Raw genomic sequence first — 26,423 nt, forward strand, 5'->3', positions numbered from 1 at the left:
TGCGGCGAATTCGCCGCATAATTTTTCTAGATTTCGCTCGATAAGCGCATTTACGCTTCGTGATAATAGGCGGAGTAGCGATTGTAATAATACTCGCCGGAACCATAGGAGCGATAAAGCTTCAGCTTCTCCGTATCGACCTTGTTCAAGACGACGCCGATGCATTTTTGCATGAGTTCTGGCTGAACCGCGAAGGTCGTGCGAACGACGCGCCGTGATGTGCGGCCCCACTCGATGACGGCCAAGGAAGCATCCAGCATCGGGCTGATTGCGCGGGCATCGACGACCGGTCCTACCGGTGGCAGGTCGAGAACAATGTAGTCGAAATGCGCTTTCAGTTCTTCCAGCATATTTGCCATAATGGGCGAAGAGAGCAGATCGGAGGAATGGGGCACGCGACGCTTGACCACGGCCGGCAGGAAGGCGAGCTTTGTCTTGCTGTCGAGAAGCAGCAGATCCTTGAGCGGCTTTCCTTCCAGCAATGCCTCCAGAATGCCTAGTTCGGCATGCCGACCGATGGCGCGTGTTGCTCCTGGGTTACGAAGGTCGGCATCGATCAGAAGGGTGCGAGCACCCTGCATTGCGAGAAGCTGCGACAGATTGGTTGCGACTGTGGATTTACCTTCGCCGGGAAGGCATGAGATAATGCCGATGACCTTACAGGGCGAACTAGTGTTCTCCATGTCGACAGCAATCTTCGCACTGCGCATAGTCTCGGCGAAAGCCGAGAGCGGATGATTGACTACGTAGTTGTTAACCCCGCCACCATTTATCACCGCTCGAACTGCTTCCCGCTCGCTACTCACATCGCTGGCGGCTTCCTTGGCGTCGATCGCCGGTACATGGCCAATATATTCCAGCGAGAGCACCTCCCGAACCTGCTCGCCAGTTCGGAAGAAACGATCCCGGAATTCGCGGAAGGCGCCTATGCCGCCCCCAACGACTGCACCGAACGCCATGGCGAGCGCGAGGACCAGTGGCTTCTTCGGTGCGCTCGGCGACGTTGGCACCTGCCCCTTGGTGATGATACGAGCCTCAGTTATCGGGAAGGACTGCTGTTGCGTCGCTTCCTGGAAACGTTGGAGGAAAGTCTGGTAAAGGTTGCGATAGGTTTCTGCCGTACGCTCAAGTTCGCGCAGTTGGACTTGGGTCTCGCCGGCATTCGCCGCCACGCCGGTCGCCTGTGCTACACTATCCTGAAGAGATTTCTCACGGCTCAGTGCGACTTGAAGTTCGCTCTGATAGCTTTCCGCGATACGATTTAGCTCTTCGAACATCAGCCGTTGATATTCCGCCATTTCGCTACGCAATCGAACCGCCTGGACATGATCGGGTCCTAGTCGAGCCGAAATATCGGCTTCTATTTTGGACGCCTCCAAGTACTTCTTGCGGAGATCATTCGAGATCGAGCTATCGAGAACGTCGGTTACAATTGCGTCGGTCCGCTTACTATCAATGATCGATTTTACGCGCTCATACTTGGCGCGTGCCTTGGCGGTTTCGGCTTGCGCGGTGATCAATTGCGTCGTCAGTTCCGAAAGCTGCTGGTCGCTCAAAAGCTGATATTGCCCGCCAGTTGAGACAAGTCCATTTGCTGTGCGAAACTTCTGAACGGCAAGATCTGAGTCGAGTGCCTTTTGTTTGAGTTCGTCGATACGCTCCTGCAACCAGTCGCTGGCGCGACGTGTGGCGTCATATTTCGAGTTCAATTTGTCGACGAGGTAGGCTTCGGCGATCGACGTAGCGATCTGTGAGGCAAGCTCCGGGGATGTCGAAGTGTAGCTAATGGAGAGCGCGTACGAACGACCTATCCTCTCAACGTCCATATTCTCGATGATGTCGTCGGCAGCGTCACGTCGTCTAGTGTCAGCGTCATCAGCGACAACATCGTCACTCGCAAACCAAGTGCGAAAGTTAAGGAGCGAACGAACGAAGCTTATGGGCGAAGTGGCAGGTGAAGAGAAGTCCGGATTGTCGAGAAGCTTGAGTTTGTCGACGACCGCCAAGCTGATGGAATCGGACTTAAAGAGCTCCACTTCACTCAGCACAGATGCATCGTCTTCTACCGGCACACCTACGTTAGAGAGCTGGTTAACAATCTCACTGTTGCCTCGGTCTATAAGAACGCTTGTAAAAGCGGTGTAACGCGGAACCGCAGTGACGATATAAACCAATCCCAGTACTGCAAAAAGAACGACACATGTTCCGAAGACCCGCCATTGGCGCCGGGCGATTGCAATGAGTCGCTCAACATCGATGACTTCGCTCGTTTCTGTCTTTTCCCAATCTTCATCGGCATGAGGCGAGACTTTATCTGGCGATAGCAATTTGGGCCTCCGTTAGCAAACCAGTCGAAGCCAATCTAAAACCGGCGATCGAGCGTAAGCAATGCAATCTGTCGTACTGTGCGTAGCGCTGCCATTAACATTCCCCGCTAGAAAAACGCAATCCTATTGAGCTTCCTCATCTAAATCCTTTGCGATGAGCGAACCGAAAACGTAGGATCGGTGCGCTTTGGTCTTCGTAGGCTCGTACGCTACAGCATTCTTCGCTGCAGTGCAAAAAAACAGCGGCCGGCTAGATCACTTTTTTCAAAATAGGCTACCCACTCCAGCAGATGTCGCAGTGCAGTGGTTGGGAGCCTTCACCAGTTCGGGAATTTCATATGCAACATTGGGCCAGAGCATGCATAGTGCTGAGTACGGCTTTGTTTTTGCTCTGTGGGCAAAGTTGCCGCTTCAGCAAGGCGTCAGATATGCCCATCAAAGTCGTGACTTTCGGAACGTCTCTCACCGCGCGTGGCGGTTGGCAGCAGCCGCTAGAGGACGCGCTCCGTTCATGTATGAAGCAATCCGTATCGGTTGAATCGGTTGCCCGTAGCGGCGCTACCTCTGACTGGGCTTTGACCAACGTACAGGAGGTGGTAGCAAGACGTCCCGACATCGTGGTGATCGAATTTTACGCAAACGACGCAGCGTTAAATCGCTTTATGAGTATAGCCCACAGCCGTCGAAATATGGCTGAGGTTTTGGGCCAGTTGCGACGGCAGCTTCCCAACACTCGCATTATCATAATGGCAATGAACCCATTCATTGGCCTCAGAGGTTTTCTCCGGCCATTCATTGATCACTATATTGACGCACATCACAAGCTTGCTGAGGATTTCGGCGCGGAGTTTCACGACAATCGGCCCGCTTGGGCGCGCCTTTCTTCAGACGAACTCTCCGCAGCTATTCCGGATGGCGCGCACCCGAAGCCACAGATGGCTTCCGCTATCATTGTCCCGGGACTGGTTGAAAGAATCACGGCTGGCCGTTGTCGAAATTAGGCCCGAACCTTTCCTTTCAAGGGAATGGGTAAGGGTGCTATTACAGCACCATTGAATAGCAGCTATCAGCTCCATCGAACCAATGGTCGCTATTCATGTCTAAACGCGGCTTTTTATCCTAAATGGTTTTTTGACGTTCTGAATTTATTCAACTTTGCGCGCTACAGCCTCAGAAGAGGTTTGTTCATTCTCGGCGACATATGATCCAACCTAAGGATGTCGGTGGCCCCCACTGGCGCGTTGTACAGCAATTATCATGGCGAGGCCGCAAATAGGACGCACGACCAACACCCTTCGAACTGGCTCTTGGTCCTGGCTGCCGAAATTCCTAAGAGGAGACAGTGCACCGCCGTCAGAACCACCCTCAAAGGTCCGAGCAAGGGTTACTTTAGAACCTGATGAGTTTCGCGCCGTTTACGCGATCGGCGATGTGCACGGCTGCTACGATCAACTCCTCCAGGTGGAGGAACGCATACGGGAGGATGCCGCCGTCCACGCTGAGAGAACGCTCGTCGTGATGCTCGGTGACTATATAGATCGTGGCCGCAGCTCGAGAGAAGTCATAGAACATCTTTGCCGGCCTCCAGAAGGGTTCGAACGGATCGCGCTTTGTGGCAATCACGAGGAGGAATTCCGACGATTGCTGACCAGACCCGCCGCCTATGCGGAATGGCTACGTTTTGCTGGCCCTCAAACTCTGGCCTCCTACGGCGTGGATGCCGCATATTTAATGAGCCACGGTGGAGCTTCTGCACTGCGTCGTGCTCTAGAGGAGTCTGTTCCCGCTCAACACCGCGAATTCTTGGAAAATCTGCCTTCTATGTTGACGATTGGCGACGTCGTTTTCGTTCACGCCGGAATAAGGCCCGGCGTCGCGTTGCAGCAACAGAAGGATTCGGATTTGCTCTGGATACGTGAGCCATTTCTAACGCGGGGCCCAGAGTTACCGTTGCTCGTGGTCCATGGGCATACCCCAGTTCAACGACCTTTTGTGGGAAATGGTCGGATCGCCATCGATACGGGGGCATTCGCGACAGGCAAGCTTACGGCACTCCGCATTATGAACCGTCAAGCCGTCTTAATTGCCTGAAACCCATTCCTAAGGCAGTTCATCTAGATTAAGGCCGAACCACGTGAGGGAAATCTTTTTTTCCGGCGTAAGTTTAGTTCCTGCCTCCTTCAAATAAGGTACGAGGGCAGCGCTGATCGCGCGCAAGGCTGCACCGATCTTCTGGGTGTTCCCAAATTTCATCAAAATGCTCAGATCGCGTTCAACCGAAGTTTGAGCATTCTCTAGCGTTGTGGCATTCAAGTGGTTCCAGAAATATAGTCTTGCAAGGAGGGCATTCTCGTCTACAGGAGCAAGCGTGGAGGACATCGTCATCAGGCGCGCAATCGCCCTCGGCTCTTGAACGATGACTGCACGAACAACTGCGAGTCTCAGCCAGAGATTGCTTTCGGTCGGCATGCAAGAGACGGCATGGCGCATGTATCCTTCGGCTTCTTCGGCTGCCTTCGCCCATGCACCATAATCCGTGATTTCATTCCTGGTATCCAATCGTTTAAGGACTAAGGTTGTCCCTGCCATTACGATATCTGAGCGGCAGTACCCGCCGCGGACGATCAGATCTGCTTTGATAGCCGTCTTCTCAAGGGTCTCCGTGCTTACCTTCCCAGATTGTTCGATCCGTTCAGCAACAAGAAAAACATCCGCAAAACGCACTGATTGCTCGATATTCAAAACAGCGAAAACCAGCAGTGCGACGGCGACAGAAGAGAAGGAGGCCGCTAATGGAGACAAGCGGGGAAGCACGGTTGAGCTTGTCGCAGTTAATCCAGTTCGACCACGTGCATTAGCGCGCTGAGACATATGCTATGCTGACCGAGAGCGGAGCGACCTGCTCCACTGCCGACACTGCGCCCGCAGAAGAGCATATCTTTGAAAGGAAGGCGGGAGACCTCGTAGCCTCCCTTGATGAAAGAGACGTGCAAAGCAGACTAGATGCTGCCGCTGACCGATGACGTGCGGGTGATCGTAAAGTTTCCGCCGCCAGAAGCCCCAGTCTGCAGCGATCCCGGGCCTTGTGTGGCGCCGCCGTCTTCAGCGGCGGTCGGCCCACCGAGGCCGGTTGCACCCGGGCTGCCAATATCTCCGCCGCCGGCCGGGCCGGCGCCTGCGCCTGCGCCGCCAAGGGCTGCAACAGCCGTCTGGCCGGCTAGAGATGATTCAAATGCAGTGCGGAAACTCCCGAGAGCGGGATTGCTAAGTATTGCCGCAGCGACAGCAGCCGAAATTTGGTCCGCAAGATCGGGATGCTGTGGCCGGCAGACGTTCACCGCGCGGCCGAGGCCTGCGCCGATTGCTGCTTTTTGAGCATCAGTTGTCGCCGTATCGGCTGCCACTGCAAGCAGCATGGCCGTCACATCGGTCTCCGTAGCAGTTAAATCGCGGACCGCGCCGACGAGCAAGCTGTCGGACGGATTGCCCATAAGAATGCTTGCCGGCTTGGCTTTGAAGGCGTCCATTTGCGAACCACTCGCCGCACCGGGACCCGAAAAGCAGTTACCTGCGAAAGACGATGTCGCAAAGCATAGCGTCGCAAACGCCAACGCAGCGGCGCCATTTTGTAATTTGCCTGTTTTCATCACACCTAACCCCTTCAATGTTAGAGCTTATATCGAAAGCTCGATTGAGGCCCCCAGCCAATCCATATGAGGCGTTCCAAGTATTAAATTCTCTAATCTCCAAGACCTCGGACCGCTTCCCTGGTATCGAGGGCATCATTAGAAACGCCCCTGACCGTGGACGTGACCGAGTTCACGATGTCGAGGAACTTCACGAGCTCAACAGAATTCGAGTTGGAGATATAAAGGACGTCCTTGTCCATCATGCGGAACTCCTGAGCCGCGAACAAGGTCGCAGGATCGCGTAGGTTCGCCCGGAAGATGACCGGCACCTGGTCGCCCTTAAATCGGCCGGTATCGATGTTCAGGCGCTGAAGAATACCCCGGTCGACCTTCCGATAGACCACAACCTCACGCGGATCCGCGCGTGTGTCGAGGAGTCCGCCGGCCTTAGCCATAGCTTCACCGAGCGTTAGGTTCGAATCCTCGAAATCGATACGATTGTTAATGCCGGATGCTCCAAGTGCGATGAACGTCCGGCGCTCGTGCTCGACCGAAACGGTGTCGCCTGGCGCGAGGTAAATATTCTCTGACGGGTTCTTCAACAGTGTTTCGTACGCGACAGTTGCCGTTTTACCGCGGCGCTGTAGTGTGACGTTGGTTTCAATATTCGGCGTCGTGAGGCCGCCCGCTTGGGAAATCGCATCGAGGATGCGATCGCCAGCCGGCGAAAGAACGACCTTCTGCGGATTATTAACATCACCGACGACGGCCACTTCCGAGGAGCGGCTGGTCGTCGTCGTAAGAACCACTTGAGGCTCAATCGCCCGGCTTGCTAGCTTGTCTTCGATATCCTGCTCGACTTCTTCCTTCATACGGCCGGCCGCGGGAATACGCCCCGCATAGGGAATGCTGATCGTCCCGGCCTTGTCGATCGTCTGTTGCGGCAGAGTGATATAGTTGCCAGGACGACTGCCTGCGTCGGACGGAATGAAAAGACCGCCGGATTGAGCTTCGAAAATTGAAACCTGCACGACGTCGCCAAAGCCGAGCGGGATGTCTGGAGCGCCTCCGCGACCACCACCGAATCCGCTCCGCAACGAGCTTGACGGGATCTTGTCGAAATAGGGCAGAATACCCTTGTTCAGATCGATGAGAACGTAATCAATCCCGACTTTACGATCGGGCGTCGTGACCTTAATTGCTGCAGCGCGGTCGATCTCAGCGTGATCGGGACCGGACCTCGGGAGAGACGTGCAGCTGGAAAGCACGATCAGCATCGTCGCTACGATGCCGCTACGGCGAGTTACAGAAATGCGCATCATCACCCTACTTACTAATAGCTCGAAAACTGTCTAGCCCGTCGATAACTGAAAAGACAAGTAATTATCCGACCCCTTCAGATATTCCATACCTAACAGAAGGTTATTGTGGCAAGAGGGCAACATGGATTGTCCCATTTATGGTAAATAGGCAAGGCCGCGACGCCGAGATTCTTCGGCAATTCAGATACAACCAAAAGGTATATTAAGATCTTCTTTAATGGGTATGGTGTGATTGATGGGCCATCAAATGTGGTCATATCTGGGCGAGTTTTATCGGATCGCCAATTCGCAGCTCGGCGAATGTATCTATCCCGACTTCGCTCGCTTTTTCTTCGCGCCCGCAGCATATGGAAATGACCGCCGACAAAAATCCCATAAAAAAAGTGGCAAACCCGGGTATTTGAATCGAGAAATCCACCATGGCATGAACCGCGGCCAGTAAGGTTGCTGAGCAACCCAAGATAGCATAATGTCTAAGCCGATGCCGCTCTTGATAGCCTTTCCAGAAAGCCCGCATGAGGACGGCAAAAATTGCCACGGTCACGATGGGAAACATAATTCCCAGCGTCAGGAAGCCCTCAAGATACGAATTATGCGCCCTGTCGACGATGCCTCCAATTCCGCATTCTGGCGACCGGTAAATAGGGTAGACCGTGCGGAAGGTTCCAAAGCCAGTTCCCTGAATCCAGCTATTCGAAAGAGCGTTAATGGTGTCAGACCATATACAGAGGCGCCCGTCTTCTGCGCCTCTCTGATCTGCGCGCAAGATCGCTCTCCCGCCGAAGAGGACAACAAAGCCAAGGATGATCAGGATTGCGCCGACAGTTAAACGCCACCGACGGCGCGTCGATCCACCTGCAGGAGATTGCTTGTAGCGCCTGCCGCTCCATTGCCCGACTAGGCAGGGAAGATAAACGATTGCGCCCAAAGCTGCCGCGCCGAGCCCAGCGCGAGACTGGGTAAGCATCAGCGCGGTCAGGCACGTCAGACCAAGGCCTAGATACAGCCAAAAGCAAAGACCCTCATTGAAATTGGCGGACGGAGCTGATGAGAAGCCGAAGTAGGAACGTCCGTTTTCCGAAGCAAACGTGGCTGCCAGAAGAAATCCGAGGCCTAGGAAGGTAGCCGCTGTGTTGCGATTAACGAAAACGGCAGTGAGGCTGTCAAGGTAGTAGCGCTTGGTCTCGGTCAGCAGCATTTTCGGAAACAGCAGATACTGGCCAAGTCCAAAAAGCGAGATTAACCCTGCGCCGATCGCAAGTACCACAAGAATACGGCGCGCCCGCTTATCCGTATCGGCGACGATAAGACCCGTTAAAAAAGTCATGACCGGCAGCGCGACATAGAGGAGAGAAGCGAGCGTATCAGCTGGTGCGACCGATATCGTACCCTTGGAGGCGCCGGTGAGGTCGTTCGCGTCCTTCCAGACCGGATTAACGAGGAACGACCACGGAATAGACATTGTCTGAATCACTATCCAAGCCGAGGTGACGATAAAGAGAAGGAGTGCCCACACGAATACCCACCGTCCACGACGGGGTTCGCCGAACAGAAAGAGCGCTATCAGGCTCAGCGTGAACATACAGATTGCGACGGCAGCAAAAGGCGTTGCATCGACGAGACCGAACGGGATGACAGAAGCAAGCACCAGTAGGCTGTAGAGGCCGGTCACTAGGGTTTTCAATCTCTCCATCACCGCCACCATTTCGAAAGCCGGCCGTCCCCGGGCCACTATGCCCGTCTGTGCAAGAATTGCGCGGCTTTTGCAACCCCTGTGCAGCGCTCGAAACTGGACCAAATTCGGCGCTGCAGAATAAAATTCCCGCCTTCGTTAAAATTGTTCGGAACCACTTAAGCGGATCGAGATGTCTCGGCGCCTATGGTTCGTCGTCGGCTAGGGCTGCGTAAAGCTTCGACCGAAGGATTGAAAGCCGGACTTCAACCGGCACGGCATCTCGCCGCGTGGCGGTGATCGAGACGGGGTAAGAAAATGTTTAGGCATGCGCTGGTTACGGCGGTGACGCTTGCATCTCTATTCGCGGTTCAGACCGCTGAAGCTGCCGGTCCCGCTGGCTTCGCCCGCGGACTGAAGACGACGCCGGCGATCAGCTATATTTCGGAGAAGCGCCGGACTTCGGCGCCTTTCGCGCATATGATGTTCTGCGCGCAAAACCCCAACGAATGTGCGGCGCGCGGCGGCGCCTCCGAGATTTCGCTGAGCCCGTTCGCGGACAAGCAGCTTCGCGGAGTCAATTCCTCGGTCAACCATTCGATCCGCCCGGTCAACGATCGGCCCGATGAAGGCGATGTCTGGCAGGTGAACGTAAAGTCGGGTGATTGCGAGGATTTCGCGCTGACAAAGCGTGATCATCTCATTGCCATGGGGTGGTCATCGAAGGCCCTTCGTATCGCTGTCACCCAGACGCCCGCTGGCGAGGGGCATGCGGTTCTTGTTGTCAAGACCGACCGCGGTGACCTGGTGCTCGACAACCGCACAAACACTATCAAGCTGTGGAAAGATACTGATCTTCGCTGGCTGATGATCCAGTCGAGTGACAACCCGCGAGTATGGTACGAAATTTGATTCTCCAAGTCGCAACGCATCTAGCTGCGATCTGTCACAAGGTTTGTCCATTCGCCCGAGCCTGGCCGCGACGCCGATAGAGGACCGGGGGTCCCAAACCCCGCGCCGTGTGCATACGGCGTCACAGCGAAAGTGATAGGGCGTTAGGTGGAGCGGTTCCTGGCGGCCCCGCCAGTATGATAGCTCGATCGTCACGACCGAGAACGAGACCGAGACGGACCGCGGCTGATGCGCCGAGATGATCACGACGGTGCGCCGGCAGCGGTTGACTAACTCGTCAGAACCGTAAAAGCCCTTAGGTGAACGGCATTATCGTCCAGCGGGCCGTTGTAACTGCTTTGACGAAAGCGCCCATAAATTAGGGCTCGGTCCTCCCCGCGACCGCAGAGTGGCGGTTACCGACGCAGGCGAGGCCATGCTGATCGATTGCCTCCGGAAATCGATCGTGGGACGAACATCTCCGTCGAAATGGCTGGACCGCAAAGACCTGTTGATTGCCTAACCATCCTGTGCAGACTCGTAATCCTCCGCAAATTCTCGCCATGATTCGCACATAAGGGTCGGTCTTCGGCGTTTCACGGAGATTTGATATTGAACGGACTTAGCATCTCGCCAGCTAAGAAGGGCGAGAAAAACCTCGGCGCGGAAGCGATGCAACGCAGCCGCGGAGGGTTGATAGCGGTTGGCGCCGCAAGTGCGCTGGTCAACGTGCTCTATCTAACCAGCTCGTTTTTTATGCTGCAGGTCTATGACCGCATCATACCGAGCCGCAGCATTCCATCGCTGATTGCGCTCATCCTTCTTGCGCTGTTGCTCTATGTATTTCAGGGAGCCTTCGATCTGGTGCGCGGGCGAATTCTCGTTCGGATATCGGGAGTATTCGATGAGGTGATGAGCCGCCGCATCTTCAAGATGACGCTGAAGGCGCCGCTCAAGGGCAACGTTGGCGGTGACGGCCTTTCTCTGCTGCGCGACTTTGAGCAGGTTCGCTCCTTCCTTTCTAGCTCCGGTCCGTCAGCCTTTTTCGATCTACCTTGGGTGCCGCTTTATGTCGGCATCTGTTTTCTGTTTCATCCAATGATCGGCGTTATTGCCATCTGCGGCGCGCTGGTCCTCATGGCGCTGACTTATCTGACAAATAGAAGCTCGCAAGCTTCAGCCAAGAAAGCCTATGAACTTGCGGCCGAGAGAAATGCACTTGCAAGCGCGGCGCAGCGCAATGCAGAAGTAATCCACGCCATGGGTATGGCCGACGAGCTCGCAGACAGCTGGTCTACACGCAACGATGCCTACCGCGATGTTCAATCCGCCAATGCCGATACCGTCAACGGCTACGCGATCGTCTCGAAGATCTTCCGCATGGCACTGCAGTCGGGCGTGCTTGCCGCCGGTGCAGTGCTGGTTATCGAGAACATGGCCTCCGGCGGCATCATCATTGCCGCGTCTATCCTCACATCGCGGGCGCTCGCACCCGTCGAGCAGGTGATCGCCAACTGGAAGGGGTTTGTCGCGGCCCAGCAATCCTGGAAGCGGCTACGGCAGGTTCTGGCGCTGCTGCCCGAGACAGTTTCGCCGCTTGAGCTGCCTGCGCCATCCCGCGAGCTTTCCATCGAGGCGATGTCGAGTGGCGCCCCCGGCAAGCAGGAGCTAATCGTCCAGGGCATCAGTTTCACGTTGCGGGCAGGAAACGCGCTCGGCGTCATCGGCCCGAGCGCTTCAGGCAAATCCTCGCTGGTGCGTGCTATCGTCGGTCTATGGCCAGCCTATCGCGGGTCGGTGCGGCTAGATGGTGCGGCACTCGACCAGTGGGACGATATCTCGATCGGACGCCACATCGGCTATCTGCCGCAGGATGTAGAGCTCTTTGCCGGCACGGTGGCCCAGAACATTTCACGCTTTCATAGCGATGCACAAGCAGCAGAGATTATCGCGGCAGCCCGCACGGCCGGGGTCCATGACCTGATCCTGCGGCTACCGAAGGGTTACGAGACGGAGATAGGGGCAGGCGGCTCCATGCTTTCGGCCGGCCAGCGTCAACGCATCGCCCTTGCTCGGGCGCTCTATCGCGATCCCTTCCTCGTCGTGCTCGACGAGCCGAATTCCAATCTAGACATTGAAGGAGAGTCGGCGCTCGCCGGCGCGATCCTAAGTGTTCGCCAGCGCGGCGGCATCGTCATTGTCGTTGCTCACCGGCCAGGCACACTTTCCAGCGTCGATCTCGTGCTGGCAATGCGTGAAGGGCAGGTGCTTGCCTTCGGACCGAAGGATCAGGTGCTTGCCAAGGTCCTCCGCGCCGACAATCTAACGGAGCAGTCGAGACACGGATCGCTGAAGGTTGTTGCTGAAAGTCAGGAGCAGGGTCGATGATGAAGAGATCGCTACACTCGCTGAACCGTCACGTCCTGTCCGTTTGGGTCCTGTCCGTCGCGCTTGTCGGCGGCATGGGGGGCTGGGCCGCCTCGACGTCGCTTTCCAACGCCGTGGTCGGGCAGGGGACCGTGATTATCGATCAGAACGTAAAGAAGATTCAGCATCTTACGGGCGGCATCGTGTCGGAACTGATGGCAACGGAAGGGGCCCACGTCCAGGCGGGCGATGTCCTTCTGCGTCTCGACAGCACCTCTGTGAAAGCCAATCTCGCCATTATCGACAGTAATCTTGCCCAGCTCTATGTCCGTCGCGCTCGCCTGCAGGCCGAACGGATCGGCGCAACGGAATTCTCTGCGGACGATGTTCCTGCAAACAGCTTGGATATCGCCGTCAACAAGAATCTAATCGACGGCGAGATCCAGCTTTTCCATGCCCGCCAGTCGTCCCTGGTCGGGATGCGCAAGCAGTTGGAAGAGCGCAAGGCGCAGCTCTCCGAGGAGATACAGGGCGATACACTGCAACTTGCATCGATCGATGAGGCGATTAAGCTCGTCGATCAGGAATATGATGCCGCCGCCAAGCTTTACGACCAGAAGATCGTTACCATGCAGAAGGTCAACGGCCTTAAGCGCCAACGCGTTGAACTCGATGGCAATCGCGGGGAGCGGCTGTCTTCACGAGCGCAGGCGGAGGGTAAGATCGCCGAGATCAACCTGCAAATATTGCAGCTTGACGAAGATCGCAGGACCGAAAATTCGAAGGATCTGACGGATGTCGAGGCCAAAACTTCCGAAATGCAGGAACGTCGCATCGCGACCGTCGACCAGCTGAACCGTCTGGAACTACGCGCACCGATGAGCGGCCGCATCTATCAAATGACAGTCCATACCGTCGGAGGTGTCGTCAACCCCGGCGAGGTGCTGATGCTATTGGCGCCCGATCGGCGCGACCTGACCATCGAGGCGAAGATTGCCACTCGCGATATCGACCAGCTCACGAGCGGCCAGAAGGTCGATATCCGGTTTAGCGCCTTCGATCAAAGAACGACGCCGGAAGTGCAAGGGGAGGTCGTATCGATTTCGCCCGATGTGGTGACCGATCAGCACAGCGGTGCCGAGTATTATCCCGTCCGCGTCAAGCCGGAACCGGCGAGCTTGCAGAAGCTTACCAACTTGGCGCTTTATCCCGGCATGCCGGCGGAGGTCTTCATCAAAGTCGCGGACCGTTCCGTTATCTCATACATGACGAAGCCCCTGATGGATCAGATTAGCCACACATTTCGCGAGCAGTGAGTGCCCTGCAATATGGGTGTTGGAAAGACGATTGAACGAATCTGCTGACGCGCACGCGATTTCGGCCGGTCGCCGGACCAGTTGGGGCTCGAGGGCGAAAGATACGGATCTTCGCTGCCTGATGATCCAGGCAGGCGACAACCCACGTGTATGGTACGAACTTAGCTGGGACCTGCCTGCGCGGATGAAATGAATCCATGGATGGTTTCCAGCCGAGGCTTAGTCTCTCTTCAAGACCACGGATAGTGTGACGCCCATCGCATCATGTTTTGTGTTCTATGAAAAAGGCATCACTTTCCGCGGGCACAAGCTCTAGCGGCCAGATACGGTTAGGCGATCCATTGCGGTAGGTTGCCGAATAGGCAGGCATCTCCGCAAGCAAGGTTTCGGCTAGTGCTGCGCCGAGATCAGGCAGCGACATACGGAAGCAGGTGAGGGTCGGCTGCAGGAACCTGGCGCGCGGTTCCTCGCGGAAGCCGATGACGGCGAGATCGCGGCCGGGGACGATGCCGGCCTCGACGACGCGGCGGTAGAGCCCGATCGCCATCAATTCGTAGATCAGAATAATCGCGGTCGGCCGGTCTTCGATTCGCAGTAGTTCGTCGCCGGCCCTGTAGCCGCCCTGTTCGCTGGATTTTACGCGTATCACGAGCTCCGGATCATATTTAATTCCGTGCCGTTCCAGAGCCTTCCGATAGGCATCCACGAAGATATAACCGAGATTGATCTCCCCTGAGGGGGCGGCAATCGCAATGCGGCGATGCCCCTTGCCGACGAGCCGGTCGACAGCGCAGGCCGCGACACCTTCGAAATCAAGGTCGATCCAGGTGAAGTTGCCGCCGCCGGAAGAGCTGCGGCCGAGTGCTACGAAGGGAATCTTCGCCTTGACGAGCAAATCGATACGTTTGTCGATGCGTTGCGTTGCAGAGATGATCATGGCATCGACGACGCGGCGCGCCACCATGCGTTTTAGATATTCGTAGGGATCCTCGTCGCTGGGGCAGGGGAGCATGACGAGATCGAGCTTATGCCGTGACAACACGCTTTGGAGGCCGCCGGTGACCCCAAGGAAAAAGTTGTCGCTGTTTTCGACCGTCTCCTTGCTGGATTCAATCATCAGGCCAATGACGTTGGTCGTTCCCTGACGAAGGCTGCGGCCGGACTGGTTGGCGACGTAGCCGAATTCCTCGGCGGCGGCCAACACGCGCTTGCGTGTCTCCTCATTGACGTCGGCCTTACCGTTCAGGGCACGCGAAACCGTCCCGATCGATATGTCGAGATGTTTTGCGAGCTGACGGATACCCTTCATCTCAGGCGATCTTTCTTTTGAGAACGCGGACCATTCGATCTTATTGCCATGGGAAAACGTTTACGGAAAGCATTTGCGGTGCGGACAGAATGTATTTTTGCGGAGGTTCAAAAAAATCTTGTTGCTGCATTGCCGAAGATGTTTGCCTAAGCGCCCGTTCGCATTGCGATTTTTCGCGATAGCCGGTCGACCGGCGCTGGCATTGACAGCAGTAAACGTTTCCGCTTAGTATCGTAAACGTTTACGGAAGCGTTTCGGGAGGAATCTGAAGCGCACCGCTGGAGGAAATCGTGAAATTGAATGCCGTTCTGTGCGGGTGCGGAGCTATGTCTAAAGGCTGGTTACGCGCTATCGAGGAAACACCCGATCTTGCCGGGGCTATTGAAGTCGTCGGCCTAGTAGACGTCAATCCGGTTGCCGCCGAGAAGCTCGCCGAGGAATTCGGCCTGAGTACGGCTCGCACCGGCACGGATCTTGCTGCCATCATTGCCGAGACCAAGGCAGACATCGTCTTCGACGTCGTTATCCCGGTCGCGCGTTTCGATGTCGTGTCAACGGCCATGAAGGGCGGTTGCCATGTGCTTTCTGAAAAGCCGATGGCGACCTCGCTCGCCGAAGGTGCTGCCCTGATCGATCTCGCAGCCGAAACCGGCAAGATCCATGCAATCATCCAGAATCGTCGCTTCATTTCAGGTGTGCGCCGTCTGCGTCGCTTCGTCGAAAGCGGGGCGATCGGCGAGTTGACCGGCATCCATTGTGATTTCTTCATTGCGCCGCACTTTGGTGGATTTCGCGAGGAAATGGACAATGTCCTGCTGCTGGATATGGCAATCCATACTTTTGATGCCGCCCGTTATGTCGCCGGCAAGAAGCCGCTTGCCGTTTATTGCGTTGAGCGTAATCCGAAAGGGTCCTGGTATCGGCACGGCGCCTCGGCCAATGCCACGTTCGAATTCTCCGACGATGTCATCTTCACCTATCGCGGCTCGTGGTGTGCCGAAGGAGAGCGCACGAGCTGGGAAAGCCAGTGGCGGATCGTCGGCTCAAAGGGCATGCTGACCTGGGACGGTGATGAAGAGTTCAAGGCGGCAGTTTCCGGCAATGAGCCAGGCCTGCTTCGTGGTTTTTCACCCGTCGAGGTTCCCGCGCCTGAGCGCGAGGAAGAAACGCATGGCCACGCTAGCGTGATTGCAAGCTTCGTCGACGCGATCCGTACCGGCAAGCGGCCTGAGACAGTCAGTTCCGACAATATCAGAAGCCTCGCCATGGTCTTCGGCGCAATCGAGAGTGCCAAGACCGGGCGTCGCGTCGAAATTTCAGCATAAGGATTGATGATGTGAGCAACCCTGCCAAAGCCATTCGTATCGGTACCATGGTCAGCGCCTCAAAGGGTGGCGCCGACAGGCGCATTGCCCAGATCGCCGACATGGGTTTCGAAAGCTTCGAGCCTTTCTTCTGGCAGACCACCAACGGCCAGGATCTTGCCGAACTCGGCAAGCGCAGCGTCGACGCGATTGGCGATCGCGACATCACCATTTCGACGCTCGGCATGTTCGGCAATCCGCTTGAGGAGACCGAGATGGACCTGCAGACCTTGCAGGGCTGGAAGGATTGCATCGACAACGCTCATCACTTCGGCGCCACCTGCGTCGCCGGTTTCACCGGCCGTATCCGCAACAAGCCGCTGACCGACAGCCTGCCGCGTTACAAGCAGATCTGGTCCGAACTTGCCAAGCGCGCTGCCGACAAAGGCATCAAGATCGCTTTTGAAAATTGCGCCATGGATGGCAATTGGGCGACGGGCGATTGGAACATTGCCCATAATCCGGATGCCTGGGAACTGATCTTCAACGAAACGCCTGACGACAATATCGGCCTCGAATGGGAGCCGTGCCATCAGATGGTCTATCTGATCGAGCCGCTCCCGCAGATCCGCAAATGGGCGAGCAAGATCTTCCATGTCCACGGCAAGGATGCGACCATTCGTTGGGATGTCATCAAGGAGCACGGCATTTTCGGCAAGGAGAAGTTCGTGTTCATGCGCACGCCAGGCTTCGGCGACAGCAACTGGACCGATATCATCTCTGAACTGCGGCTTGCCGGCTGGTCCGGTTCCATCGACATTGAAGGCTGGCATGACCCGGTCTATCGCGACGCCTTGGAAATGACCGGGCAGGTCTATGCGCTGAACCATCTGAAGCATGCCCGGGGTGGCGATTTCGTCGTTGATCCGGTTTGAATATGGCTGGCGTGGAGGAAATCGCCGGTCATTTTAATGGATAACCACAAAGGAGGAGAACCATGGCTATCCGTAAATCCGTAATTTTGGGCGCGCTGGCGCTCGCAAGCGTTTCGCTCTTCGGCTTGTCTGCCAAGGCGGAAGACGTCAAACTGACGCTCTGGTCGCTGGACAAGGATACCCAACCAGCGCCGACCCTGGTCAAGGAATTCAACGACCAGCATAACGGCATCACCATCGAATATCGTCTAATTCAGTTTGACGACGTCGTCACCGAAGCGATGCGTGCTTATGCTACCGGCCAGGCCCCCGACATCATCGCGGTGGATAATCCCGAACATGCGTTGTTTTCTTCGCGCGGCGCTTTTCTCGATATCTCGGACATGATCAAGAATTCGAAGGTCATCAAGCCCGAGAACTATTTCCCCGGACCACTGAAATCCGTAGAGTGGGACGGTAAATATTTCGGCGTGCCGAAGGCGACGAACACGATCGCCCTCTACTACAACAAGGATATGTTCAAGGCGAAAGGGCTCGATCCGAACAAGCCGCCGCAGACCTGGGACGAACTCGTCGAGGATGCCCGCAAGCTGACCGATCCGGCAAAGAACGTGTATGGGCTCGCCTTTTCCGCCAAGGCCAACGAGGAGGGTACGTTCCAGTTCCTGCCTTGGGCACAGATGGGTGGCGGCGGCTACCAGCACATCAATGCCGATGGCGCCGTCAAGGCACTCGGTATCTGGAAGACGATCATCGACGAGAAGCTCGCTTCACCAGACACGTTGACCCGCGGCCAGTGGGATTCGACCGGTACCTTCAATTCCGGTAATGCCGCCATGGCTATTTCCGGCCCTTGGGAGCTGGACCGCATGGTGCAGGAAGCCAAGTTTGACTGGGGTGTCGCGCTGCTGCCGGTTCCGAAGGAAGGCGCTGAGCGCTCGTCGGCCATGGGCGACTTCAACTGGGCGATCTTTTCGACCACCAAACATCCGGCCGAAGCCTTCAAGGCGCTCGAATATTTCGCCTCTCAGGACGACAAAATGTTCAAGAACTTCGGCCAGCTTCCGGCCCGTTCCGACATTTCGATCCCCGCGACCGGCCAGCCGCTCAAAGATGCTGCATTGAAGGTTTTCCTTGAGCAGCTGAAATATGCCAAGCCGCGCGGCCCGCACCCGCAATGGCCGAAGATCTCGAAGGCGATCCAGGACGCAATTCAGGCCGCACTGACAGGCCAGATGAGCCCGAAGGATGCGCTTGATCAGGCTGCCGACAAGATCAAGGCAGTCCTCGGCTGATCCCGCATAACCGGATGGCCGACTGGCCATCCCATCTTTTCCTCCCGGCGAGGGCTGTCTCCGGCATAAGCCAGGCAGCCCCGTTCGGAGCATCGGAGGACCCATGAGAAGGATCCTTTCCAGCGTTAGGGATGGCCGCGGTTTCGATATCGTGCTTGTCGCCTTTCCGCTCGGCTTTCTGTTTCTGATGGCAGGCCTGCCGCTCATCTACAATGTGGTTATGAGCTTCCAGGAGGTTGACATGTTCAGCCTCGGCACCTTCTCGCGCCCCTGGGTGGGCTTCAAGAATTACACCGATCTTTTCGCGCAGCCGGAAACGCTGCCGATCCTTTACAATACCGCGATCTTCGTCGTCGGCTCGATCGCAGGGCAGTTCCTGATCGGCTTCGGCCTGGCTCTGTTTTTCTGGGTGAATTTTCCCGGCGCCTCCTGGCTGCGCGGCCTGTTCCTCGTCTCATGGGTCATGCCAGGCCTCGTCGTCGGCGCAATCTGGAACTGGATTCTCTCGGGCGATTTCGGTGTGCTGAATTTTATCCTGAAGGAAAGCGGCATCGTCTCCGGTAATATTTTCTGGCGCTCGGACCCGCATTATTCGCTTTACGCCGTCATCATCGCCAATATCTGGCTCGGCACGTCCTTCAACATGATTCTGCTTTCCGTCGGGCTTTCCGGCATTCCGGGCGATCTCTATGAAGCCGCCGAACTTGACGGCGCCACCGCTTGGCAGCGCTTCTGGACAATTACGCTGCCGATGATGCGTTCGACGATCGGCGCCATCATCGCGCTCGGCCTGATCTTCACGCTGCAGCAGTTCGACCTCTTTGCCGCCATCACCTCGGGCGGGCCGAACAATTCCTCCAATGTCACGCAGTACTGGGCCTGGGACTTGTCTTTCCGCCAATATGATTTTGCCAAAGGCGCAACCATTTCCGTCATCATGATCGTCTTCGTGATGTTTGCCTCTGTGGTCTATGTTCGCTCGACCCGCCATGAGGTGCGCGGATGAGCGAGACTGCACGCAATCGCCTGATGCTCGTAATCGCCATCATCATGGCGGCGATCTATCTCTTCCCGCTCTATTGGATGTACATCACGGCGCTGAAAAGCGGCTCGGAGATGTTCGCCACACCGCCGAGCTTCTGGCCGGCCGCGCCGCAATGGGGTACCTATGCCTATGTCTGGGAAAGCCGGAACATGGGGCTTTATCTCTGGAACTCGCTGTTGATTGCGATCGGCGCGGTCGTCATCATCACTGTGCTCGGTGTCGGCTGTGCCTATGTGCTGGCGCGCTACCGCAATATCTGGGTGGACATCGGCCTCTTCCTCATCCTCATGCTGCAGGTTCTGCCGGCATCGCTGATGATCACGCCGATCTTCGTCGGTTTTTCGCAGATTGGCATGCTGAATTATCCGCGGCTCGCCGTCGTCATCGCAATCGCTGCAAAGAGCATGCCTTTCTTCGTCGTGCTGGTGCGCGCCACCTTCATGGCGGTTCCGATGGAGCTCGAAGAGGCCGCGCTCGTCGACGGCAATTCGCGTATCGGGGCCTTCTTCAACATCGTGCTGCCGCTTGCCCGCAACGGCATTCTGGTCAGCGCGATTCTCATCTTCATGCAGGCTTTTGGCGAATTCGTCTATTCCAAGTCGATGATCCAGGCGGCCGAGCTTCAGCCGGCAAGTGTCGGGCTCAACTCCTTCATGGGCCCGAACACCAATGAGTGGAACAACATCATGGCTTACGCCACCATGTACGTGACGCCAATCCTTGCCATCTTCGTTCTCTTGCAGCGCCGCATCGTATCCGGCCTCACCTCGGGAGCCCTTAAATGACCCCTCAGATCGAGCTTGCCGGCGTCAACAAATATTACGGCGCCTTCCATGCCTTGAAGAATATCGATCTCTCCATCGCCAAAGGTACATTCGTAGCGCTTGTTGGCCCTTCCGGCTGCGGAAAGTCGACCCTGCTGCGCTCGCTGGCCGGCCTGGAAACCATTTCCGATGGTAGCCTCAAGATTGCTGGCGAGCTGATGAACGGGGTGCCGCCGCGCAAGCGTGACGTCGCCATGGTGTTCCAATCCTATGCGCTCTATCCGCATATGACCGTGGAGGAAAATCTGACCTACAGCCTGCGCATGCGGGGTATCGCAAAAGCCGCGGCGAAGAAGGCAGCCGAGGAGGTCGCGGCCACCACCGGCCTTTCGCATCTGCTGAAGCGCTATCCGCGTGAGCTCTCCGGCGGCCAGCGCCAGCGCGTCGCCATGAGCCGCGCCATCATCCGCCATCCGAAGGCATTTCTTTTCGACGAGCCTTTGTCGAACCTTGACGCGGCGTTGCGCGTCCATATGCGTAAGGAAATCCGCGCACTGCACGACCGTCTGCATGCCACTTCGGTTTACGTGACGCATGACCAGATCGAAGCGATGACCATGGCCGATCACGTCGTCGTCATGCGTGATGGCATCATCGAGCAGCAGGGCCGACCGCTCGATCTCTACGACAAGCCCGCAAACAAATTCGTCGCCGGTTTCATCGGCTCGCCCGCAATGAACTTCATTCCCGCAATTGCTGGCGAAGACGGGAAAAGCCTCACGCTCGATCTCGGCGCGGTCAGGCAGCAGGTTGCTATCGACCATCAGATCCAGCCCGGCCGCAAGGTCACCGCCGGTATCAGGCCGGAGCATATCGCTATCACCAGCCAGGGGCAGGGGAGTTTCGATGTGCCGGTTGCAGTGGTCGAATCCACGGGGTCCTCGACCTTCATCACTGCCGCTACAACGCCTGAACTCACGATCGTCGAAACGGGCAGGGGAACGGTTCAGCCAAGCCAGACGATAGGTGTGATCGTTGATCCGGCGCAGGTGCATCTCTTCGATGAGGCGAGCGGCGTGAGAATTTGAGACCCAGCCCCTGCCGGATCAGTTCCCGCGGCGATCAGCTGCGGGATGTTGCCGATCCTATCGAGCGAGCGAAGCCGGTGTGGCTTGCTTGGCTGCCATCTCTGTCTCACGCGGCTGTTGGCTGGAATTTGCCCACATGGCAACAGCAAGTCCTGCGACGACAAAATAGGGGAGTTTGCTTGAAAGCCTGAACTTGCCGGAAACGGCATTGCCGCGGGTGCACTCGAAGCCGGGCATTCCTGGGGTCATCAGTACCTGTCTCGCATGAATATCACGCTCCAGATATAGTATATGTGGTGATTCGAATGAACCCCAAGATAAGGGGATATCCAACAGGTTGTTAGCGGGAAGCATATCAATGCCCGCCTGGCTCGCCCGAGCCCTTTCCAAGGTCGATCCGTCGCAGGATGAAGGCGAGCGGCAGTACGCCAAGCGACAGCCACATCAGCGTGTGGAAAACATCGATATAGGCGAGATAGCTCGCCTGGATCTGCACTTGCTGCCCGATCCAGCCCATGGCCTGTGATTGCGCATCGACAGCTCCCACGCCGATGTCGGTAAAGTATCGCGTCGCGCCCTGGAGCGCATGATTGTAGGTGGGATCGGAGGGAATGATGTGTTCAACCAAGCGGCTCTGATGCCACTGCTCCCGATGGGCGAGCACGTTTGATGCAATCGAAACACCGATTGAGCCACCGGTATTGCGCGCCGCATTGATGAGGGCCGAAGCCTGGTCCGTCTGTTCGGGCTTCAGGCCATCGTAGGAGGCTGCGGTCATTGGAATGAAGATCAGCGGCAGGCCGAAGCCTAGATAGATGCGAGACCAGACGAAGAAACCGAAGTTCAGGTCGGCATTGAGGCGGGTCATGTCATACATGGCGGCTGCAATGATCGCCGTGCCGATGGCGATCAGGTATTTTGGCTGGATTTTGTTGGAGATCCGTCCTGCCACGAACATCATGAACATGGTGACGAGGCCGCCGGGTGAAAGCGCAAGGCCCGCCCAGGTCGCCGTATAGCCGAAATTCTGCTGCAGTACCAACGGAATGAACTGGGTCGTGGCAATCAGGATCGCGCCCGTCGCCAGCATGACGACGAAACAGGAACCGAATTGCCGGCTTGCCAGCAGGCGGACGTCGACGGCGGGATTGACGGCGTTCATCAGCCATGGAATCGCAAGAAGAAAAGCTGCAATGCAGATTGTCGTTGCGGCGATGATGAGGTTCGAGCCGAACCAGTCTTCCGTCTGGCCACGGTCGAGAACCAGTTCGAGCGCTCCGAGAAAAGTCGCGACCAGCAGGAAGCCGACTATGTCGAAACGTACGCCTTGCCGGCGCATCCGCGCCCGTTCCTGGCGCAATGAATCTGGCTCGTCGACCAACATGTAAACGAGGATGAAGGCGAAGAGGCCGACCGGCCCGTTAATCAGGAAACACCAGTGCCAAGAGAAATTGTCCGAGAGGTAGCCGCCGAGCGTCGGCCCGATGACGGGCGCCACGACCACGGCGATGCCGAACAGCGCAAAAGCCTGGCTTCGCTTCGAAGGCGGAAAAGAATCGGCGAGGATCGACTGCGAAACTGGCACCATGCCGCCGCCTGCAAATCCCTGGATCATGCGGAAAATCAAAAGGGACCCCAGATTCCAGGCGAGGCCGCAGCAGATAGAGGCGATGGTGAACGTCGCAAGGCACAAAAGATAGAAGCGCCGCCTCCCGTAACGCTTGGCAATAAAGCTGCTGGCAACAAGGATGATGGCGTTGGACACGAGATAGGTCGTGACGACCCATGACGCCTCGTCGGCGCTTACGGCAAGCCCGCCGGAGATATAGCGCAGCGCGACATTGGCAATTGTCGTATCCAGAACCTCCATAAAGGTCGCAAGCGAAACGACGAGTGCGATCAGCCAGGGATTGACAGCCTTGGCACCCGACGCCGACATGCCATCTGCTGTTGTTGCATCACTCATGTCAGTTCCTTGGGCGCACGGTTACCTTCGGCACCACGGACATACCGGGGCCGATCGCCACATCCTTCGGCCAGCTGTCCACGACGATCTTGACGGGAACACGCTGGGTCACCTTCACATAGTTGCCGGTCGCGTTTTCCGCCGGAAGCAGCGAGAATGCTGTGCCCGAACCAGGCTGGACAGAATCCACGCGGCCGCCAAGAACGTGATCCGGATAGGCATCGATCGTCACCTCGACGGGCTGGCCCGGCCGCATATCCGTCAATTGCGTTTCTTTGAAATTGGCTGTCACCCAGATTTCATCGGGCACGAACATCGAGACTGCCTGGCCTGCCTGGACATATTGCCCTTTCGAGCCGCTGAGTTTGACGACGCGGCCGGGCTGCGCCGCCGTGATCGTCGTATAGCTCAGGTTCTGTTCTGCAGCTTCGACCTGCGCTTCCGCCTGATGCAGACTGGCAACGGCGCTTGCGCGTTGCGCTTCGGCGGCCGTCTTGTTCTTAATGGCAGATGTAACGCTTGCCCGTGCCTGCGCGGTACTTGCCTGGTTTTGCCTAAAGGTAGACGCCGCCTGTTGTGCGGCCTGTTGTGAGCCGGCGCCGCTTTTCACCAGTTGCTGCTGCCGGTCGTTTTCATCTTGTGCATACTGGAGCGCGGCTTCTGCCGCAGTCAGCTGCGCTTTGGCCTCGTCGATCGCTGCCGCGGCGGCGGCAATCTGCGCTTCGGCGCTGGAAATCGCTGCCTTTGCGACATCGACCTGGCTGCGTGCCTGGTCCAACGCGATCTGGTAGTCGCGGGGATCGATTTTGGCGATGACGGCGCCAGCGTCGAGATGCTGATTGTCTGAGACGGGAATATCCGAGACATAACCAGACACCTTGGCCGCGACGGAGAAGCTGCGGGCATCGATAAAGGCGTCGTCCGTCGCCTCGTAGGGATGGAAATAGACGAGCCAGATGAAATAGCCGGCGACGGAAAGAGCAACCAGCGCAAGAATGATCAGAAGCGTTGCGAGCGGGTGACGCCTGATGATGGAGGGCCGCTTTTCCGCTTCCTTGTCCTTTTCGATCGCCTTGGTTGGTGCTTCGTTTTTTACCTCATCGACAGGCTGATCTCGCCCGGCGGTGGCGCGCTGGTTCTGGGGCACGGCAACGTCTTTCATTTTGAAAACTCGGAACCAACGCCGGATCATCGGGTTCGGTTCCGGCCAAAATGCCGCAACGTCTCTTTGGGACCGCAGCTGCGGGAACAATTCCAGGTGGTGAAGGTTAAGCGGACGCTGAGCGAGCTCACGGATCAAAATCATGACCTATTCGAATACGCGCTCTTATTTGCCGATTGCGGCGCCACCCTTGCGATCTGTTCCCCTTCACTTTTCGGCAGCCTGCTTTATCGGCGCGCTGCTGACAGATATCACCTATTGGAAGACGGCAGAGATGATGTGGACGAATTTCTCTGCCTGGCTGCTGACATCAGGATTGGTACTCGGTGGACTGGCTGCCATCGCTGCACTCGTCGACCTCTTCGTCGGACGGCTGCCGTTGCGTGGCGCGACGAACTGGCTCTATGTCGTCGGCAACATCGCAGCCTTCGTGGTATCGCTCTTCAACGCCTTCATTCATAGCCGCGATGCCTGGTCATCCGTCGTCCCGACAGGGCTGATATTGTCGATGGTTGCGACCGTGCTGATCGTCATCAATGCCTGCCTCGGCTGGACCATCCTGCGCCAGCGTATCGGAGGGCTCGAATGATGATCCGCTCACTTGCCTTTTCACACGCGGGCGGTCTGGCCGTGATCCTCATATGCGGCAGCGGTGCACTTCTTGCTGCCTGCAGCGAGAATGAACCGGATCCCGCAGGCGAAATCGGCCCGAATCCCAAGCTGCCGGAACAATCGCAATATCTCATCCCGCCGATGCACACTGCCTCGATCATTGGATGGAAGGAGGGCGAGACGCCTAAGGTCGCTGATGGATTGCAGATCAAGGCGCTGGCGACGGGACTGAAACATCCACGCTCTGTCTATGTGCTGCCGAACGGCGATATCCTGGCGGTCGAATCCATCGCCCCACCGGCCGCATCGATCAAGCGTCCCAAGGATCTCATCATGGGCTGGATCGAATCTATGGCGACCTCGTCCGGCTCCAGCAAGGAGGGCAGCAATCGCATTACCCTGATGCGAGATGCCGATGGCGATGGCGTTGCCGAAGTCAAGGAAGTCTTCCTCGACCATCTCAATTCGCCTTTCGGCGTCGCGCTCATCGGCAGCGATCTCTATGTCGCCGATACCGATGCCATCAGGCACTATCCCTATCGGCCCGGTGAGACGAGGATTACCGAACCCGGCACCGTGCTGACCGAGCTCCCGGGCGGGCCGATCGACCATCACTGGACAAAGAGCCTTGTCGCCAGTGAAGACGGCAACAAGCTTTATGTCGGCGTCGGTTCGAACAGCAACATCACGGAAAACGGCATCGAGGCAGAAAAGAACCGGGCCGCTATCCTGGAAGTCGACCGGCAGACCGGCAGCTTCAGGATCTTTGCCGACGGCCTGCGCAACCCCAATGGCCTCAGCTGGGAGCCGCAGACCCATGCGCTCTGGACGGTCGTCAACGAAAGGGATGAGCTCGGTCCCAACCTCGTTCCTGATTACATGACCTCAGTCAAGAATGGCGGATTTTATGGTTGGCCATATAGCTATTTCGGTCAGAATATCGATCCGCGCGTCATGCCGCAAAGGCCGGATCTCGTGGCGAAGGCGATCGTACCCGACTACTCGCTGAGCTCGCACGTGGCGCCACTCGGGATGGCTTTCTACACCGCCGACAATCTGCCGGCGCAATATAAGGGCGGTGCGTTCGTCGGCGAGCACGGCAGCTGGAACCGTCATGCATTCAATGGCTACAAGGTCATCTTCGTACCCTTCGAGAACGGCCAGCCAAAAGGCAAGCCACAGGATGTTGTCACAGGCTTCCTCCAGGGTGAAGATCAAACGCACGGCCGACCGGTCGGGCTCGCCGTCGACAAATCCGGAGGACTGCTGATTGCCGATGATGTCGGCAACACGGTCTGGCGCGTGACCGCGGCAAGATGACTATTCTTATCGAAGCGCTAAATGGATGATCTTGGCGGGAGCGGGCGTGACGAGAAGTCGTCACCGGCGGTAGAATCTGAAGCCAACGCATTGGCAATG

Annotated in this window: 22 protein-coding genes; 13 read left to right on the forward strand and 9 right to left on the reverse strand. The window is 57.0% G+C overall.

The window, feature by feature from the left end; translation table 11 throughout:
- Window positions 1-50: 50 nt before the first annotated feature.
- A complete protein-coding gene (locus FHX15_RS22000; protein WP_184400491.1) occupies window positions 51-2,327 on the reverse strand; it encodes a polysaccharide biosynthesis tyrosine autokinase in 2,277 nt (758 codons plus the stop codon).
- A gap of 428 nt (window positions 2,328-2,755) precedes the next feature.
- Here FHX15_RS22000 and FHX15_RS22005 point away from each other — a divergent pair, with 428 nt between their 5' ends.
- Complete coding sequence (locus FHX15_RS22005; protein ID WP_246779021.1) at window positions 2,756-3,328, forward strand: SGNH/GDSL hydrolase family protein; 573 nt, start codon at window positions 2,756-2,758, stop codon at window positions 3,326-3,328.
- A 256-nt stretch (window positions 3,329-3,584) separates the two neighbouring features.
- Complete coding sequence (locus FHX15_RS22010) at window positions 3,585-4,418, forward strand: metallophosphoesterase family protein (RefSeq protein ID WP_184400493.1); 834 nt, start codon at window positions 3,585-3,587, stop codon at window positions 4,416-4,418.
- A gap of 9 nt (window positions 4,419-4,427) precedes the next feature.
- On the opposite strand, the gene FHX15_RS22015 is transcribed toward FHX15_RS22010, so the two are convergent.
- The 4 genes from FHX15_RS22015 to FHX15_RS22030 all read right to left on the reverse strand — a co-directional run bounded on the left by FHX15_RS22015 (window position 4,428) and on the right by FHX15_RS22030 (window position 8,983).
- Entirely contained in the window at window positions 4,428-5,198 is a 771-nt protein-coding gene (locus FHX15_RS22015) for a hypothetical protein (protein WP_184400494.1), read from the reverse strand.
- A 128-nt stretch (window positions 5,199-5,326) separates the two neighbouring features.
- Window positions 5,327-5,854: a hypothetical protein gene (locus tag FHX15_RS22020; RefSeq protein ID WP_246779022.1), complete on the reverse strand. Its 528-nt coding sequence runs from the start codon at window positions 5,852-5,854 to the stop codon at window positions 5,327-5,329.
- 212 nt (window positions 5,855-6,066) lie between these two features.
- Window positions 6,067-7,275 carry a polysaccharide biosynthesis/export family protein gene (locus FHX15_RS22025; protein WP_184400683.1) on the reverse strand — a complete coding sequence of 403 codons (1,209 nt, stop codon included), beginning with the start codon at window positions 7,273-7,275 and terminating at the stop codon, window positions 6,067-6,069.
- Between the two features lie 256 nt (window positions 7,276-7,531).
- Entirely contained in the window at window positions 7,532-8,983 is a 1,452-nt protein-coding gene (locus FHX15_RS22030) for an O-antigen ligase family protein (protein WP_184400496.1), read from the reverse strand.
- Between the two features lie 285 nt (window positions 8,984-9,268).
- Here FHX15_RS22030 and FHX15_RS22035 point away from each other — a divergent pair, with 285 nt between their 5' ends.
- The 3 genes from FHX15_RS22035 (at window position 9,269) to FHX15_RS22045 (ending at window position 13,524) form a co-directional block, all read left to right on the forward strand.
- Window positions 9,269-9,862, forward strand: a complete 594-nt coding sequence (locus tag FHX15_RS22035) for a transglutaminase-like cysteine peptidase (protein WP_184400497.1) — start codon at window positions 9,269-9,271, stop codon at window positions 9,860-9,862.
- A gap of 651 nt (window positions 9,863-10,513) precedes the next feature.
- Window positions 10,514-12,229 carry a type I secretion system permease/ATPase gene (locus FHX15_RS22040; protein ID WP_184400684.1) on the forward strand — a complete coding sequence of 572 codons (1,716 nt, stop codon included), beginning with the start codon at window positions 10,514-10,516 and terminating at the stop codon, window positions 12,227-12,229.
- A complete protein-coding gene (locus FHX15_RS22045; RefSeq protein ID WP_184400498.1) occupies window positions 12,226-13,524 on the forward strand; it encodes an HlyD family type I secretion periplasmic adaptor subunit in 1,299 nt (432 codons plus the stop codon). The genes FHX15_RS22040 and FHX15_RS22045 overlap by 4 nt, the downstream gene beginning before the upstream one ends.
- 262 nt (window positions 13,525-13,786) lie before the next feature.
- Here FHX15_RS22045 and FHX15_RS22050 read toward each other — a convergent pair whose 3' ends face one another.
- Window positions 13,787-14,833 carry a substrate-binding domain-containing protein gene (locus FHX15_RS22050; protein WP_184400499.1) on the reverse strand — a complete coding sequence of 349 codons (1,047 nt, stop codon included), beginning with the start codon at window positions 14,831-14,833 and terminating at the stop codon, window positions 13,787-13,789.
- Between the two features lie 290 nt (window positions 14,834-15,123).
- Here FHX15_RS22050 and FHX15_RS22055 point away from each other — a divergent pair, with 290 nt between their 5' ends.
- The 6 genes from FHX15_RS22055 to FHX15_RS22080 all read left to right on the forward strand — a co-directional run bounded on the left by FHX15_RS22055 (window position 15,124) and on the right by FHX15_RS22080 (window position 21,264).
- On the forward strand, window positions 15,124-16,158 hold the full coding sequence (locus FHX15_RS22055) for a Gfo/Idh/MocA family protein (protein WP_184400500.1): 1,035 nt from the start codon (window positions 15,124-15,126) through the stop codon (window positions 16,156-16,158).
- Window positions 16,159-16,169: 11 nt separating this feature from the next.
- Window positions 16,170-17,072 carry a sugar phosphate isomerase/epimerase family protein gene (locus FHX15_RS22060; RefSeq protein WP_184400501.1) on the forward strand — a complete coding sequence of 301 codons (903 nt, stop codon included), beginning with the start codon at window positions 16,170-16,172 and terminating at the stop codon, window positions 17,070-17,072.
- A gap of 62 nt (window positions 17,073-17,134) precedes the next feature.
- Window positions 17,135-18,367 (forward strand): sugar ABC transporter substrate-binding protein, encoded by a 1,233-nt coding sequence (locus tag FHX15_RS22065; RefSeq protein WP_184400502.1) that lies wholly within the window; start codon window positions 17,135-17,137, stop codon window positions 18,365-18,367.
- Between the two features lie 103 nt (window positions 18,368-18,470).
- Complete coding sequence (locus FHX15_RS22070; RefSeq protein ID WP_184400503.1) at window positions 18,471-19,373, forward strand: carbohydrate ABC transporter permease; 903 nt, start codon at window positions 18,471-18,473, stop codon at window positions 19,371-19,373.
- Window positions 19,370-20,197: a carbohydrate ABC transporter permease gene (locus FHX15_RS22075; protein WP_184400504.1), complete on the forward strand. Its 828-nt coding sequence runs from the start codon at window positions 19,370-19,372 to the stop codon at window positions 20,195-20,197. Before FHX15_RS22070 ends, FHX15_RS22075 begins: the two co-directional genes overlap by 4 nt.
- Window positions 20,194-21,264, forward strand: a complete 1,071-nt coding sequence (locus FHX15_RS22080; protein ID WP_184400505.1) for an ABC transporter ATP-binding protein — start codon at window positions 20,194-20,196, stop codon at window positions 21,262-21,264. The genes FHX15_RS22075 and FHX15_RS22080 overlap by 4 nt, the downstream gene beginning before the upstream one ends.
- A gap of 57 nt (window positions 21,265-21,321) precedes the next feature.
- Here the strand turns inward: FHX15_RS22080 and FHX15_RS22085 are convergent, their stop codons facing one another.
- From FHX15_RS22085 to FHX15_RS22095, 3 genes are all read right to left on the reverse strand, one after another.
- Entirely contained in the window at window positions 21,322-21,513 is a 192-nt protein-coding gene (locus FHX15_RS22085) for a hypothetical protein (RefSeq protein ID WP_184400506.1), read from the reverse strand.
- Between the two features lie 106 nt (window positions 21,514-21,619).
- The gene (locus FHX15_RS22090; RefSeq protein WP_184400507.1) at window positions 21,620-23,230 is read right to left on the reverse strand and encodes a DHA2 family efflux MFS transporter permease subunit; all 1,611 of its coding nucleotides are present in this window, start codon (window positions 23,228-23,230) and stop codon (window positions 21,620-21,622) included.
- Between the two features lies 1 nt (window position 23,231).
- Window positions 23,232-24,392: an HlyD family secretion protein gene (locus FHX15_RS22095; RefSeq protein ID WP_184400508.1), complete on the reverse strand. Its 1,161-nt coding sequence runs from the start codon at window positions 24,390-24,392 to the stop codon at window positions 23,232-23,234.
- Between the two features lie 142 nt (window positions 24,393-24,534).
- Between FHX15_RS22095 and FHX15_RS22100 the strand changes: the two genes are divergently transcribed.
- Window positions 24,535-24,981, forward strand: coding sequence for a DUF2231 domain-containing protein (locus tag FHX15_RS22100; RefSeq protein WP_184400509.1), 447 nt, complete (start codon window positions 24,535-24,537; stop codon window positions 24,979-24,981).
- Complete coding sequence (locus FHX15_RS22105; protein WP_184400685.1) at window positions 24,981-26,324, forward strand: sorbosone dehydrogenase family protein; 1,344 nt, start codon at window positions 24,981-24,983, stop codon at window positions 26,322-26,324. The genes FHX15_RS22100 and FHX15_RS22105 overlap by 1 nt, the downstream gene beginning before the upstream one ends.
- The last annotated feature ends 99 nt before the right edge of the window (window positions 26,325-26,423 follow it).

It is taken from the genome of Rhizobium sp. BK650 (assembly GCF_014195325.1).
In the GTDB taxonomy this organism is placed as follows: domain Bacteria; phylum Pseudomonadota; class Alphaproteobacteria; order Rhizobiales; family Rhizobiaceae; genus Rhizobium.

What these genes read in the sequence shown, in the direction of transcription:
- FHX15_RS22005 (WP_246779021.1), top strand. Translation starts at nt 2,756, where the DNA reads ATGCCCATCAAAGTCGTGACTTTCGGAACGTCTCTCACCGCGCGTGGC.
- FHX15_RS22010 (WP_184400493.1), top strand. Translation starts at nt 3,585, where the DNA reads ATGGCGAGGCCGCAAATAGGACGCACGACCAACACCCTTCGAACTGGC.
- FHX15_RS22015 (WP_184400494.1), bottom strand. Translation starts at nt 5,198, where the DNA reads ATGTCTCAGCGCGCTAATGCACGTGGTCGAACTGGATTAACTGCGACA.
- FHX15_RS22020 (WP_246779022.1), bottom strand. Translation starts at nt 5,854, where the DNA reads ATGGACGCCTTCAAAGCCAAGCCGGCAAGCATTCTTATGGGCAATCCG.
- FHX15_RS22025 (WP_184400683.1), bottom strand. Translation starts at nt 7,275, where the DNA reads ATGCGCATTTCTGTAACTCGCCGTAGCGGCATCGTAGCGACGATGCTG.
- FHX15_RS22030 (WP_184400496.1), bottom strand. Translation starts at nt 8,983, where the DNA reads ATGGTGGCGGTGATGGAGAGATTGAAAACCCTAGTGACCGGCCTCTAC.
- FHX15_RS22035 (WP_184400497.1), top strand. Translation starts at nt 9,269, where the DNA reads ATGTTTAGGCATGCGCTGGTTACGGCGGTGACGCTTGCATCTCTATTC.
- FHX15_RS22040 (WP_184400684.1), top strand. Translation starts at nt 10,514, where the DNA reads ATGCAACGCAGCCGCGGAGGGTTGATAGCGGTTGGCGCCGCAAGTGCG.
- FHX15_RS22045 (WP_184400498.1), top strand. Translation starts at nt 12,226, where the DNA reads ATGATGAAGAGATCGCTACACTCGCTGAACCGTCACGTCCTGTCCGTT.
- FHX15_RS22050 (WP_184400499.1), bottom strand. Translation starts at nt 14,833, where the DNA reads ATGAAGGGTATCCGTCAGCTCGCAAAACATCTCGACATATCGATCGGG.
- FHX15_RS22065 (WP_184400502.1), top strand. Translation starts at nt 17,135, where the DNA reads ATGGCTATCCGTAAATCCGTAATTTTGGGCGCGCTGGCGCTCGCAAGC.
- FHX15_RS22070 (WP_184400503.1), top strand. Translation starts at nt 18,471, where the DNA reads ATGAGAAGGATCCTTTCCAGCGTTAGGGATGGCCGCGGTTTCGATATC.
- FHX15_RS22075 (WP_184400504.1), top strand. Translation starts at nt 19,370, where the DNA reads ATGAGCGAGACTGCACGCAATCGCCTGATGCTCGTAATCGCCATCATC.
- FHX15_RS22080 (WP_184400505.1), top strand. Translation starts at nt 20,194, where the DNA reads ATGACCCCTCAGATCGAGCTTGCCGGCGTCAACAAATATTACGGCGCC.
- FHX15_RS22085 (WP_184400506.1), bottom strand. Translation starts at nt 21,513, where the DNA reads ATGACCCCAGGAATGCCCGGCTTCGAGTGCACCCGCGGCAATGCCGTT.
- FHX15_RS22090 (WP_184400507.1), bottom strand. Translation starts at nt 23,230, where the DNA reads ATGAGTGATGCAACAACAGCAGATGGCATGTCGGCGTCGGGTGCCAAG.
- FHX15_RS22095 (WP_184400508.1), bottom strand. Translation starts at nt 24,392, where the DNA reads ATGAAAGACGTTGCCGTGCCCCAGAACCAGCGCGCCACCGCCGGGCGA.
- FHX15_RS22100 (WP_184400509.1), top strand. Translation starts at nt 24,535, where the DNA reads ATGACCTATTCGAATACGCGCTCTTATTTGCCGATTGCGGCGCCACCC.
- FHX15_RS22105 (WP_184400685.1), top strand. Translation starts at nt 24,981, where the DNA reads ATGATCCGCTCACTTGCCTTTTCACACGCGGGCGGTCTGGCCGTGATC.